The organism is Leucobacter ruminantium (genome assembly GCF_017565705.1).
GTDB lineage: Bacteria > Actinomycetota > Actinomycetes > Actinomycetales > Microbacteriaceae > Leucobacter > Leucobacter ruminantium.
In genome coordinates this window covers 13597-25645 of the sequence record NZ_JAGDYL010000025.1, presented here as the reverse complement: position 1 = coordinate 25645, position 12049 = coordinate 13597, and the positions used below count along the sequence as shown (strand labels likewise).

The following is a 12049-nucleotide window of genomic DNA, read 5'->3' as shown; positions in this document are numbered from 1 at the left end:
CGCGCCCGGGTGGTGATGTGACAGGAGTTCCCTCCTGCAAAGTCGTGACTCGGTGCTCTGAGTCGCCCTAAGGGACGCGAGGTTCGATTCCTCGCCGTGAGCGCGTGCGCCCACGAGGACGAGTGGACAGTCTGCAGGCGAGGCCGGTTGGATTCCGGCTGAGGCACGACAATAGCGGCTCTGCCACGAGCAGAGACCGCATCTGGAGCCGTCACGGGCGACCGTGGCGGCTCTTGCTTTTCATGTCCCCGTTAACGCAAGTGCTCGAACGGGTCAACCACAGCGTGCACGCCGTGCTCAGGGCACGAGAACGCCACCCTAATGCCGTCGCCCGTGCCGGCGTCGAAGGGCTCCGGCACGCAGTCGCGGCCGCACTCCTGGCACGTGCGGTACTGCTCGTTACCCGTGCCGTCACCGACACGGATCTCCAGGTCGTCGGGGACTTCAACACCGTCGTCGCTCATCCTGCGACTCTACGCGCACTGAGCTATCTGCTGTCAATGGCGGACACTGCGTGAAAAGCAAGAACCCCGAGGCGTGATGCCTCGGGGTTCTTGCGTCTATTCCGCTCGCCTGGGCGAGCAAGGAAGTGAATGTTGGGGCCGGGCATAGCCCGTCCCGGGAAGAACTTTGAGAGGTGCAGCCCTGCGGGCTGTGGCTCTGTTGGCATCACGGAACAACAGAAATGAGCACAGCCATGTCTGAGCAGAAGCAAGCGCAGCAGCGGATCACCGTGTCCGGCGTCGTCGGGGACACGGTCAAGTACAGCACCACGAAGCTGGGCCAGCCCTACGTCTCATTCGAGATGGCGGTCCAGGAGGGGCCACGTCGCGGCGCGAAGCGCACCGTGTACTACACAGTGAACGCGTTCCGGCAGCTCGCCGTGAACGCATCGCAGAGCATCAAGCCGGGCGACCGGCTGCTCGTGACCGGCACGATCAAGGAGGTGCTCCTCAAACGGCCGGACCACCTCGTCACCAAGCACGCCATCACCGCCGGGCACATGGGCCACGACCTGTTCTGGGGCACCAGCGAGTTCACGCGCACAGAGACTGCAGCAAGTGCAGCAGACCAGACTTCAGGAGCTCAATCATGACCTCGTCACTCACTCCGTACGACACCGGCGACCGCCTGGAACCCCAGCCTTGGCGCCTCACGGACAACGACCACTACGGCTATGTCGACTTCGACGACGACGAGAGCGCCACTGTGTTCACGATCGTCGGCAAGCGCCCTGACCACAACACAGCCGACGGCTCGCCGGGATACCTGCTGAGCGTCAGCACCTACGGCGACGATTCAGCCGTCGAGATCGACGGAGACAGAGTCCTCGTTCTCGACGAGGACACCCTTGCGGGCCTCAACACTCTCGTCGAGCTCGCCGAGCAGGGTACTGCCGTCGACGCCGACGCCTGGTACCTCGTTCAAGGAACCATCAAGAAGATTCAAGGAGCACGACCATGAACGCACAGCCCACCGTCCTCAAAGCCACGAGCAGCGCCGACTTCCTGGCGGCCCTGCCGCGACTCACTGGCATGCGTGCCCCTGAGAGCCTGTTCCTCGTGCTGTTCGAGGGCTCGCGCACGCTCGGCGCAGCCCGCATCGACCTGCCGCCGCTGGAACAGCTAGAGCGCCCCGGTGACGAGATCGAGCACTGGCTCCTGCAGATCACCCAGATCGCCCTCAAGGGTGACGCGGTGGCCGTCGTGGTGCAGACAGACCATCTGCTCTCCAAGCAGCCCGTGTCGAGCCCTCACGGCACGCTCACAGGCGTGCTGGCTGACGTGCTGCATGCGGCTGGCGCCTCAGTGCACGACGCCCTCGTCGTCGCCTCGGACGGCTGGGCGAGCTTCGTCGGCACGAACTTCCCAGAGCTACATAGCCTCGACGAGATCCAGCAGAGCCCGCTCTACGACCCTGACCACGTGCTGCTCGGTGTCGACGAGTGGCGCGCCCAGCACCCCGGCCGGACGGCCGAGGACCCCAACGAGATCACAAATATGGCGGCACAGATGTGCGCCTCCGGCAGTCAGGAGAACAGATCATGAGCACCAGAGACGAAGACCTGCTGGCCCGTGTCGCGTGGTCCCGGATGATCGAGCCCGGCGACCGCGCAGCCGCTGCGCTGATCAACGCCTTCGGCGCGGCAGAGGCACTGCAGCGACTCGCCGCGATCGACGAGCAGATCAGGAACCGCGTCGTGAACGCGTCCTACGCGCCGCTCGCTGAGAAGTGGCTCGCCCGCCACGACATGTCGCAGGCCCAGCGCGAGCTGGAGCAGGCACTGGCCGCAGGTCTCACGGCTCTGCTGCCCGGCGACGAGCTCTGGCCTGCGCGCCTCAGCGACCAAGAAAGCGCAGACCCGCTCGCACCGGCTCAGCCCCTCATGCTCTGGGCTCGCGGCGACGTTGCGTTGCTCCAGAAGCCGAGCCTTGCGATCACCGGCGCCCGCGCCTGCACCGGCTACGGCGAGCACGTGACCCGCGAGATCGCAGATCACGCAGCGCAGCGCAGCGTCACCGTGCTGGCTGGCGCCTCCTACGGCGTCGACGGCGCGGCTCACCGTGCGGCACTGGCGGCCGCCGGCAAGACCGTCGCGGTGCTCGCGAGCGGAGTGGACAGAGCCTATCCCGCAGGCCACCGGGATCTGATCGACCGCATCGCTGAGCAGGGCTTGGTCGTCAGCGAGATACCTCCTGGCACCGCGCCAACGCGGCACAGGTTCCAGATGCGCGGTCGGATCATCGCAGAGCTGGCGGGCGCAGTGGTCATTCCCGAGGCGGGCCTGCGCTCTGGCGCGCTGCGGGTGGCACAGCAGGCGCATGGCATCGGCAGGCCCGTCGGCGCTGTGCCGGGTCCCGTCACCAGCGCAGCGAGTGCGGGCTGCCACATGCTCCTGCAGCAGGGCACAGCGCAGCTGGTTGCAGACGGCGAGGAAGCGCTCGCCTTCATCATGCGGAGCAACGGTTGCAACGAAGAAGGAGTACCAGCATGAGCACCACCACGTTCGAGCTCACTCAAGGAGAGGCAGCCTGCGGCGTCGACCTGGAAGACGTCCATGCCCTGCGCGCGAGGGCGCTCGTCATCGACGGCGGTGCTGCCGTGGTGCTGCCCGCCGACCTTGCTCCGGCACTGACCGGGGCCGCGGCGAGGCTTGCGCTCGGCGGAGCAGTGGTATTCAGCGGGTTCAACCAGTTCGGCCAGCCTGTCTACCGACGCGAGGAGACAGCGCGATGACATGGAAGCTCATGCGCGAGGCTCTGAGGCTGCGATTCGGCGAGACCGAGCTGCAAGGCTCGCTTCATTACGACCCAGCCCAGCACGCACTGGAGATGCTGTTCCCCGACAGCGACAGCGAGATGCTCACGGTAGATCTGCTCGCGTCCGGCTACGTCGCGTACCCGGGCGAGGTGTTCGTCCGCGACTACAGCGAGCACAGCGGCCTGCCGGCGGCCCTTGTCGCAGCAGGTGTCTGCGGGGAGGTGGAAAAGCTCAGCGTCGGTCCCTTCAGCTCCAGCGTGAGCCGGATGCGTGTGATCGCTGCTGGTTGAGACGCGAAGAGACCCCGGGGCCCGACGGCCTCGGGGTCTCTGTGTAGTTCAGAGTGATCTATTAGAAGATCATTCGACACCGTAGTGCGCGTTCATCTGTCGAGTACCCTGAATGATGAGCAGCTTCTTCAGATCAGTCCCCTTTGCCACATCATCGGTGAGCTTCCCGCCCCACTTCTGGATCTCCTCCTGAACCCAGAGACTCGCAAAATCAGGGGCGAGTTTGCCAGTACTGCGGATCTCCTTCGCGGTGTCAGTGCTCTCATACTGATCGAGGCTCTTCTTGATGAAGTCGAAGAAGCTCCGCAGTCGCTCATTCCCCTGCTTGGACAACTCACCAACCTCGACGAGCTTCACTCTCAGATCGTCGTCGGTGTTCTGCTCGCTCATTTCTCTCCTCTTTTCAGCGCCTGTTCCGGCGATCTCAAGCCTACGGGTCAGGCTTCTACGGCGAGCACGGCCCTACCTCATCCCCTCGAACGGGTCCGTGACGCTGTGCAGGCCATGCTCAGGGCACGAGAACGCTACCCTGATCGCGGCTTCCTCGCCGCCGTCGAATATCTCGGGCTCGCAGTCGCAGCCGCACTCGGAGCAGGTTCGGTAGTCTTCGTCGCCCGAGCCGTCTCCGATCCTGATATGCACGCGTTGATGATACGCGGGACGCCACCCTTCTCGCGGAACTCGGTGTTGTCGTGAGCGATCCCGCCTCACGAACATAGAATCGTTCCATGACCAACAAGCTCGGAGGCAATGAAGAACAGGTGCGCCGCTTCATCGACGCGGCGCAGAGTCTGAGTAGCTCTGACATCGAGCCGGTCGTCACAGCGACGCGCAGACAGGAAGTTCGCGATGCGGGGTCTCGGATCTTGGACGTTCCTCGGTCTGCATCGCACTACGCGGCCATAGAGTCTGCAGTTCGCGGTCTCGAAAAGGATGTTCGGGCGAAGCTGCCACAGTCCACCACGACTGCCGAGCGAATGACCATGGGGAGCTTCACTTCGCTCCTGGGTTTGGCAGTGTTCGCTCTCGCATCGCGCACGCAGCTCGATGACAACACAGTGGCGCTAGTAGTGGACCCATTCGCAAGGCGACTCGGGTTCGAGTGGCGGTCCTGGGGTGTGCCCAACGCAACAAGAAACCTCTGGAGCGGCGAGCCCAACGACGACGATGCAGCTCGGGAGCCTATAACAGTCGCGGTGAGCGGCGAGCCCGACGACGACGTAGCTCCTGCGCCGAGGTTCGACCGCGACGAGCCGGCTTGGGCGGCGCGCATAGTGGTCGGGGTGAGCGAAGAGCTCGGCGACAGGGAACGACAGCAGCTCGCCCACTTCCTCGACCCCGACTACTCGGCGAGGATCGAGGACGACGAGCCGGAGACGAAGTTCGAGGACATCTACGTCTCGCAGGAGCACCGCTTCTCGCTGGGCGCGGAGCTCATCTTCGGCATCGGCTACCTGTCGATTCCGGTGTCGACGGGCCTCGTCGACTACGAGGAGTACTACGCCCTCAACCGCGACGAGTTCGAGCAGTTCCGCAAGGACCCCGAGCTGGCTCTCCCGCTTGTTGAACAGTGCCGCAGGCGCGAGCAGGACGGCCGCCTCATGCAACAGCTGCCGGTCACGAATCGTGGCGTACCCGTCTAGCGGGCGAGCGTCCGCTTGCTCTCAGGGGAGCCGAGGCGTCGCGTGCCTCGCCCCGCTGCGAACGGGGTTTACGCGACGTAGAAGAACGTGAAGAACACCGCGAACCCGACGAATACCGCGAGCGGCAGGCCCAGAGACATCACCAACGTGGCGATAGCGGCGCCCCTACGCTCTCGCCTGACGAGGGAGATGATCGAGAACACGACGCCCCCGCCCATCGCGACGAGCAGCCCGATCGCCCACCCGGCTCCTGGGAGGACGTTTGACGCCGTGCCGACATAGGTGAGCAGCAGGGAGCCCAGGAACACGAGCAGCGCCGCGCGACCCCAGACCGGCTTTGCTCGGCTCCCTGCAGGCTCGCCTCGTTCGTCGGGCTCGCTTCGGCGCGCTCCAAGACTCGGTGCACGCTCGAAGCCCTGTTCCGTGCAGCCCTCTAGCTCAGCAGCCCGGCGGAGCGCCTGCAGCACCCTGCCGTCCTTCACGAAGCCGTCGATGAAACCGTCGCAGAACCTCTCGCCGCGCTGCACCCACGTGAGGAACGTGGACAGCTGCGACTGGGTCATCTCCGGGACGCTCAGCTCTCGCACCTCGTCGACGCGCTCTGTGTAACCGTAGTCGGTGCCAACCAGCTCTGAAGCGCCCCACAACGCTTCCATGAGCCGCTTGTCGTAGTTCGGATAGGACATCGTGCGCGCCCCGGACTCCGTCACTCGCGACGATGTCCACTCGACGGTGTAGCCGGCCTCAAGCAGCTCGATGCCGGTGTTGATTCGTTGCAAGGCTTCCATCTGGGCGCCTGTCACCTCCGTCACGCGAGGTACCTCTTCGGCCCGAGCATCGGCAACGGCCGGCCCGGCGGGTGCGGGTGAGCCGGGTTCCCCGTCTTCAGCAGTGCGTCGAGCGTGTACGCTCTCACGCTCATCCGGTCGAGCAGGGCCTGCACATCGGGCAGTGCTCGCCTCAGCGTCGCGGAGCCGCCCATGTTGCCCCAGGCTCCGAGCACCTCGGTCGCGCCCACCAGGTCGAGCACGTGCTGGATAGCGTCGCAGTTCGCAGCGGAGAGCCCCGCATCATACGGCCTGAGCGCCTTCGGCTTGGGAGACCGCTCCGGGTAGAGATTTAGCATGAGCCATCCCGAGTGCTCGCGAGTCGACACGTCGATGACGTGGTTCACAGTTCTGTCAGACTCGGTCTCGCGGGCATGGGACGGGTTCATGCCGATCACGACGAGCGGCGGCGACTCCGGCGCGCACTCGTCGATCCTGCCCAGGGCGAAGCGATGCGTGGCGCTGGCGGGGTTCGGCTGCCAGAAGTCCGGCTCCTGGCCGGAAGGATACGCGATCACGCTGGCGCGCTTTCCTTGACCCGCGGGCTCACCCCTGCCCGCTCCACGGCCCTGTACACGGTCGACCGAGCCACGCCGAACTCCTGCGCCAGCTCTGCCGAGGTGTGCTCGCCCGCCTGCCACAGCTCCACGAGGTGCTTTTCTTGCGTGGGAGAGAGCTTTGGCTTTTTGCCTCGGAGCTTTCCTTTCGCTTTGGCGACGGCCATGCCCTCTCTGGTCCGAGCCCGAATGAGGTCCGCCTCGAACTCCGCGAACGTGGCGAGCATGTTGAACATCATCTTGCCCATCGGGTCCGTCGGGTCGTAGGCGCTGTTCCCGAGCCGGAGCGTCACTCCCTGATCGGCCAGCTCGTCTGCGATGTCACGAGCGTCCCGGATGGAGCGGGCCAGCCGGTCGAGCTTCGTCACCACCAGCTCGTCGCCCTCGCGCACAGCGGCGAGGGCCTTCTCCAGCCCCGGTCGCGCGCGACTCGTGCCGGTGAGCCCGTGGTCGACGTGGACGTTCTTCTCTTCGACCCCGAGTGCGCGCAGCGCGTCGAGCTGGGCCGTGAGGTCCTGCTTCGCGGTGCTGACCCGCGCGTATCCGATCTTCATACTTCAAGCGTACCGTTTGACGTTCCTTCAGCGGGCTTTATTTAGGGCGAGTCTTACGGGACAACTTGCGTCACGAGATCGTTCGCCCCTCAGCACGCACTGAGGGTGTCCCGCATACCGACCGGCTTACGGGCACTGTGCGACGAGCGCCAGTGCCAAGAATGTCGGAGGTCCCGGGTAGCGTGCGAACCGCACGAGCAACACCGCGCGTGCGTGATCAGATGGAGGCCCCATGGCCAAGAACACGAAGCAGACTAGCGCGAAGGCCGCGACCGCGGCGTCGAAGGTGCTGCGCGACGGCCGCACATCGGCTGCGTCGAAGACCGCTGCCGCGAGCGCTCTATCGCAAAAGGGGAAGAGCGGTAAGAAGAAGTAGATGCTCCACCGCCCAAGCGAGAGGGCCGCTTCAGCCCGACGATGCCCTCTCGCTTGCGCTTGACGAGAGGAACCACGATCACATGACCGACGACGACATCCACGTCCGCGACTTCACCCGTGCTCGCGAAACTTGAGCCGCACCTACCGATCTCGGACCGGCACGAGCTCGACGTGCCCCAGAAGCGGGGCGTCTGGTGGTCGAGTCAGCAGCAACACATGGTGCACTGGTTCTCCGACGCGGTCACCCGTGGCTCCGGTGCGTTCACGCGCGCTGAGCCGAATACGAGCGCCCACACCACCTTATAATCGGCCGCTCGCGCCTGCCGGGTTCGTCTGGATGGCTGAGGCGCTCGGTAGTAAGGCACGCGCCGTCGTGCAGGCTGCTGTGATGCCGCAAGGGCTGAGTCTAATTCGCGCAGGCGCCCTGGGCTGCTCCGCCGTCACCTGCCTTGGCGCCGAGTCTTTGAGTTGACGCAGCAGCGCCTGAGATAATGATCCCCATGCCCGAAGAAGCCTCACTCGTCTCGATCTGGCCCGAGTACGTCATCCCCACGCTGCAAGTCCTCTCAGACGGACAAAGTCGCCAGCGCCGCGAAGTCTTCGACGCCGTAGCCGACCGCGCAGGCGTCAGTGACGACGCACGTGCTGAGACCCTCAAATCTGGCGGTACCCGCTACGAGCAGCGCATGGGCTGGGTGCTGAGCCACCTCGGAAAGGCGAAGTGGGTCGACCGGCCCGAGCGCGGTCATTACGTCATCAATGACGCCGGCAGAGCTGCTCTTGCGAAATACCCCCAGGGTTTCGACTACGCGCTCGCACGCGAGGTCTTCGCCCCATTTTGGCCGGAGAAGGCTAAGACCGCTGCGCCAGCGTCGACGCCTGTGCAACCATCCGATGAGATCTCCGACCCGATCGAGGTCATCGAGGACGCAGTCTCCCGTATCGAGGCGAGCGTCGGTGAGGATCTGCTCGACCGGCTTCGCAATAGCCACCCCGACTTCTTCGAGCAGGCGGTCGTCGACCTGCTCCTCAAGATGGGCTACGGCGGCGCAGCACAGCGAGGCCGACGCATCGGTGGTTCCAACGACGAGGGCATCGACGGGCTTATCGACCAAGACGCCCTCGGCCTCGACCAGGTCTACATCCAGGCCAAGCGCTACAAGGAAGGCAACAACGTCGGCCGCGAGCCGATCCAGGCTTTCGTCGGGGCACTGCACGGCTTCGGAGCCTCGCGCGGCGTGTTCCTTACGACCAGTGCGTTCACCTCAGGCGCGATCGACTACGCCAAGAAGGTGCAGTCGCGCATCATCCTCATCGACGGCGCAAAGCTCGTCGACCTGATGGTTGCTTACCGCGTCGGCGTGCAGGAGAAGCAGCGGTTCAGCGCTGTCGAGGTCGACGAGGACTACTTCGAGTAACCGTTAGTGGTGACGCCGCTTCATGGTGGCCTGCGCTAAGACCATCCGACAGTTGTGTCCATTGAGATGCGGTCTGCGTCCGTTGGACGCACGGAGACCCGTGCTTTGCGACGTCCACTTGGGTAGGCTCTGATGGACACGAAAAAGCCAGCGCCCGAGCGATGGGGCTTTGTGAGATGACAGCGAAGATGGCACTTTTTCGCTAGTTGGCATCCCAGTGATTATGCGGAATTTCTCCGTAATCACGTTTGGTTTAGTCGGTGTTTTGCCAACGAAGTTGGCATTGTTTCTGGATGTGCTGCTTCGCTCGCTAGGGCCACACCCAGCCCCTCCTCCCTCGGGCTTGCGATGCGCTCCGAAGGTCAATGGCCCTGCGGCTGCGCCTTGTTCGCGAAACCGCTTCAAAGTACAGGCGAGTTTTTCTCGGGAAACGGCCCAGGTTTCAACGTGAGGTGCGAGAGCAGTCATGCTCTGAAGTAGCATTTGTGAACAAAAAATATGTACATCTTTATGCTCATGTTCACCTAACTCGAGGAGGGTGACCTCTGAGGTTAGGGGAGCATTCCGAGAAACTGATGCGGGTCGAGTGCCGGCCGATTCGATGCCTCCAGGCGCTCTCGGAATGACGGGTCAATGTCACCCACATACAACCACCCCATGAGGTGCTCGTGTTCTTCGAGCCCGTGCATGGCTCGCACTGGGTCGCTGTTCGCGAGCACTCCGGTGCGCCACATCACGCCCCACCCGGCTCGCCACAGTGCGAGTTCGAGCAGGTGCCCGGCGCCAGCCGCAGTCGCGTGTTGCTCCCACTCTGGCACGAGCGGGTGCTCGGTGGAGCTGGCGATGACCGCGATGAGGAGTTCTGCCCGGTATGGCTTGGAATTGCGTTCTCCCGGTTCACGGGTGGTCCCTGCGGCCGCGTCGAGCGCATCGGCTAGACGGCCCCGATCCTCGCCCCGCAACACGATGAGTCGCCACGGGCGCAACGCCTTATGGTCGGCAACCGGGGTGACCGCGGCGAGGAGCTCGCGGAGTTCGTCGTCGGTGGGGGTGTGTGGCCCCACTTTCGACACTGAACGCCTGGTCGCCATGGCCTCGAGTACCTCGTCGTCAAAGAATTTGCCCTGTGTCATCCCTGAACCTCTCCAATCTGAATGTTTGCCGAGCAAGGCCAGCCTATCCTCGCTTGATTACTGCTCGGCCAGGTCATTAGGCTTAAGCAATGACACAAACACCAGATCATGGCCCAAACCCATATACCGTTAACATCGAAGCATCGACCCGTGCAAACACCAATTTCCGCACGACAGTATGGACGGGGGAGCTCATGCAGCTCACCCTCATGTCGATTCCTGTCGGAGGCGATATCGGTCTCGAAGTGCACGACGATACCGATCAGTTCTTGCGACTTGAACAGGGTCGCGGTCGGGTACAAATGGGACCTTCGCCCGAAGAGCTCTCGTTTGATGAAGAGGTCGCCGACGACTGGGCCGTGCTTGTGCCCAAGGGCATGTGGCACAACATCACCAACATCGGCGACGTTCCGATGAAGGTCTACAGCATCTATGCTCCACCGCATCACGCGCCGGGCACCGTGCATGAAACACAGGCGGATCAGGATCACGACCACTGATCGCGGCAAGTGAACACGGGGGCGAGTCTGCCCCCGTGACCGCCAGCGAGTGGTGGTATTCGAAACTCATCCGTCGTTCCCGAGACGCCGAGCAGCGCATGCCCAAAGGGCTGCGCGACAAGGTGGCGTCAAATGGTCTGCGCCAAATCACGGCGGGTGCCCTGCAATCGTCTGGCGATCAGGCGGTCAACGCATCGACGGTGCTGCCCTGGGTGCTCGCGTCACTCGGGGCCCCGGCTGCGTTGACGGGACTTCTCGTGCCGATCCGCGAGTCTCTCTCGATGTTGCCGCAAGCGCTACTTACCCCACTCGTTGTGCGGGTGAAGCATCGCAAATGGATCTTCGTAGTTGGCGCGCTCGTGCAGGCGGGGGCGGTCGCGGTGATGGCGTTCATCGCAGCGCTCGGCTCAGGGCTTGCAGCGGGCGTCGGCATTCTCGTCGCGCTCGCGATCTTTGCGCTCGGTCGATGCCTCTGCTCGATCGCGTCAAAAGATGTGCAGGGACGCACGATTCCGAAGGGCGAACGGGGGCAGCTCAATGGTATTTCAACCACCGTTGCAGGCATTGTTGCGATCACCCTGGGCCTTGCGATCAGAGCGTTTGTGGGAGCGGAACTCGCAGCTGCTCGCCTCGCCTGGTTGCTCGCCGCGGGTGCAGCGCTCTGGGTGGGGGTCGCGGTGATCTATGCCGGAGTGCGTGAACCTGCGAGTGAGGAAGCCCCAGAGGCGCAGAGCACCGAGGTCGCTCCAGCCAAACCGTTTCATGGGCTCTCTCAGGCGGTGCAATTGTTGCGTGAAGACGCGCGTTTCAGGCAGTTTGTCGGGGTCCGCGGGTTGCTTCTCGTTTCGTCGCTGAGCCCTCCGTTTATCGTGACGCTGTCGATCCAGTCTGGCGCGTCGAGTCTCGCGGGGCTTGGCGGGTTCATTATCGCTTCTGGGCTTGCTGCGCTCATCGGCGGAAGGCTGTTTGGCAGGCTCGCAGATCGCTCGAGTCGCAAGGTCATGAGTATCGGGGCAGGGGTTGCTTCGGCGATCATTCTCTCGGCCGTGATCGTCGCTACGCTTGCCGAGGCTGGCAGTGCGTCGGCATTCCAATCAGACGCGAGCTGGTGGGTAAACCTGTTCTACATCACGGTGTATTTTGCACTCACGCTCATGCACACGGGCGTGCGCATCGGCCGCAAAACGTATGTGGTCGACATGGCAGAGGGCGATACTCGCACCACCTATGTTGCAGTCTCAAACACCGCAATGGGCATCATTCTTCTCGTCGTGGGTGGGGTGAGCGCGCTGCTCGCGACCGTGCACGTCTCGTGGGCGCTGCTGTTGCTCGCGGCGATGGGCCTCGTCGGCGTCTTTGCAGGCGCAAAACTGCCCGATGTCTCACGCAGTTGAAGTGAAGCCCGTATTGTTCTCAATAATACGGGCTTTACCATGAATTAGGTGAAAGCGCCAGGATGGTTGATCCTTGCCAGCTGATGACAACTAA

Annotated in this window: 19 protein-coding genes; 12 read left to right on the top strand and 7 right to left on the bottom strand. The window is 63.8% G+C overall.

The window, feature by feature from the left end:
* Positions 1-251 precede the first annotated feature (251 nt).
* Positions 252-464, bottom strand: a complete 213-nt coding sequence (locus tag J4H91_RS12700; RefSeq protein WP_208046630.1) for a hypothetical protein — start codon at positions 462-464, stop codon at positions 252-254.
* A 233-nt stretch (positions 465-697) separates the two neighbouring features.
* Between J4H91_RS12700 and J4H91_RS12695 the strand changes: the two genes are divergently transcribed.
* The 6 genes from J4H91_RS12695 to J4H91_RS12670 are packed head-to-tail and all read left to right on the top strand — an operon-like array spanning position 698 to position 3551.
* Positions 698-1096 (top strand): single-stranded DNA-binding protein, encoded by a 399-nt coding sequence (locus J4H91_RS12695; RefSeq protein WP_208046629.1) that lies wholly within the window; start codon positions 698-700, stop codon positions 1094-1096.
* The gene (locus J4H91_RS12690; protein WP_208046628.1) at positions 1093-1464 is read left to right on the top strand and encodes a hypothetical protein; all 372 of its coding nucleotides are present in this window, start codon (positions 1093-1095) and stop codon (positions 1462-1464) included. The genes J4H91_RS12695 and J4H91_RS12690 overlap by 4 nt, the downstream gene beginning before the upstream one ends.
* Complete coding sequence (locus J4H91_RS12685; RefSeq protein ID WP_208046627.1) at positions 1461-2048, top strand: DUF4192 family protein; 588 nt, start codon at positions 1461-1463, stop codon at positions 2046-2048. The genes J4H91_RS12690 and J4H91_RS12685 overlap by 4 nt, the downstream gene beginning before the upstream one ends.
* The gene (dprA, locus tag J4H91_RS12680; RefSeq protein WP_208046626.1) at positions 2045-2995 is read left to right on the top strand and encodes a DNA-processing protein DprA; all 951 of its coding nucleotides are present in this window, start codon (positions 2045-2047) and stop codon (positions 2993-2995) included. The genes J4H91_RS12685 and dprA overlap by 4 nt, the downstream gene beginning before the upstream one ends.
* Positions 2992-3237, top strand: a complete 246-nt coding sequence (locus tag J4H91_RS12675; protein ID WP_141886156.1) for a hypothetical protein — start codon at positions 2992-2994, stop codon at positions 3235-3237. The genes dprA and J4H91_RS12675 overlap by 4 nt, the downstream gene beginning before the upstream one ends.
* Positions 3234-3551 (top strand): hypothetical protein, encoded by a 318-nt coding sequence (locus J4H91_RS12670; RefSeq protein WP_141886155.1) that lies wholly within the window; start codon positions 3234-3236, stop codon positions 3549-3551. Before J4H91_RS12675 ends, J4H91_RS12670 begins: the two co-directional genes overlap by 4 nt.
* Before the next feature lie 69 nt (positions 3552-3620).
* On the opposite strand, the gene J4H91_RS12665 is transcribed toward J4H91_RS12670, so the two are convergent.
* Complete coding sequence (locus tag J4H91_RS12665) at positions 3621-3941, bottom strand: hypothetical protein (protein WP_208046625.1); 321 nt, start codon at positions 3939-3941, stop codon at positions 3621-3623.
* A gap of 72 nt (positions 3942-4013) precedes the next feature.
* Positions 4014-4193, bottom strand: coding sequence for a hypothetical protein (locus tag J4H91_RS12660; protein WP_208046624.1), 180 nt, complete (start codon positions 4191-4193; stop codon positions 4014-4016).
* Positions 4194-4279: 86 nt separating this feature from the next.
* Between J4H91_RS12660 and J4H91_RS12655 the strand changes: the two genes are divergently transcribed.
* Positions 4280-5194: a hypothetical protein gene (locus J4H91_RS12655; protein ID WP_208046623.1), complete on the top strand. Its 915-nt coding sequence runs from the start codon at positions 4280-4282 to the stop codon at positions 5192-5194.
* A gap of 68 nt (positions 5195-5262) precedes the next feature.
* Here J4H91_RS12655 and J4H91_RS12650 read toward each other — a convergent pair whose 3' ends face one another.
* The 3 genes from J4H91_RS12650 to J4H91_RS12640 are packed head-to-tail and all read right to left on the bottom strand — an operon-like array spanning position 5263 to position 7132.
* Positions 5263-6006 (bottom strand): DUF6508 domain-containing protein, encoded by a 744-nt coding sequence (locus J4H91_RS12650; RefSeq protein WP_208046622.1) that lies wholly within the window; start codon positions 6004-6006, stop codon positions 5263-5265.
* Positions 6003-6539: a DUF1643 domain-containing protein gene (locus J4H91_RS12645; RefSeq protein WP_208046621.1), complete on the bottom strand. Its 537-nt coding sequence runs from the start codon at positions 6537-6539 to the stop codon at positions 6003-6005. Before J4H91_RS12645 ends, J4H91_RS12650 begins: the two co-directional genes overlap by 4 nt.
* The gene (locus J4H91_RS12640; RefSeq protein ID WP_208046620.1) at positions 6536-7132 is read right to left on the bottom strand and encodes a recombinase family protein; all 597 of its coding nucleotides are present in this window, start codon (positions 7130-7132) and stop codon (positions 6536-6538) included. The genes J4H91_RS12645 and J4H91_RS12640 overlap by 4 nt, the downstream gene beginning before the upstream one ends.
* 232 nt (positions 7133-7364) lie before the next feature.
* Between J4H91_RS12640 and J4H91_RS12635 the strand changes: the two genes are divergently transcribed.
* The 3 genes from J4H91_RS12635 (at position 7365) to J4H91_RS12625 (ending at position 8928) form a co-directional block, all read left to right on the top strand.
* Positions 7365-7508, top strand: coding sequence for a hypothetical protein (locus J4H91_RS12635; RefSeq protein ID WP_208046619.1), 144 nt, complete (start codon positions 7365-7367; stop codon positions 7506-7508).
* Positions 7509-7627: 119 nt separating this feature from the next.
* Positions 7628-7816 (top strand): hypothetical protein, encoded by a 189-nt coding sequence (locus tag J4H91_RS12630; protein WP_208046618.1) that lies wholly within the window; start codon positions 7628-7630, stop codon positions 7814-7816.
* Between the two features lie 194 nt (positions 7817-8010).
* Positions 8011-8928, top strand: a complete 918-nt coding sequence (locus J4H91_RS12625; RefSeq protein ID WP_208046617.1) for a restriction endonuclease — start codon at positions 8011-8013, stop codon at positions 8926-8928.
* A gap of 551 nt (positions 8929-9479) precedes the next feature.
* Here J4H91_RS12625 and J4H91_RS12620 read toward each other — a convergent pair.
* The gene (locus J4H91_RS12620; RefSeq protein WP_042542697.1) at positions 9480-10019 is read right to left on the bottom strand and encodes a nitroreductase family protein; all 540 of its coding nucleotides are present in this window, start codon (positions 10017-10019) and stop codon (positions 9480-9482) included.
* Between the two features lie 131 nt (positions 10020-10150).
* On the opposite strand from J4H91_RS12620, the gene J4H91_RS12615 reads away from it, so the two are divergent.
* On the top strand, positions 10151-10561 hold the full coding sequence (locus J4H91_RS12615) for a cupin domain-containing protein (RefSeq protein ID WP_042542561.1): 411 nt from the start codon (positions 10151-10153) through the stop codon (positions 10559-10561).
* 35 nt (positions 10562-10596) lie between these two features.
* A complete protein-coding gene (locus J4H91_RS12610; protein ID WP_341783542.1) occupies positions 10597-11955 on the top strand; it encodes an MFS transporter in 1359 nt (452 codons plus the stop codon).
* The last annotated feature ends 94 nt before the right edge of the window (positions 11956-12049 follow it).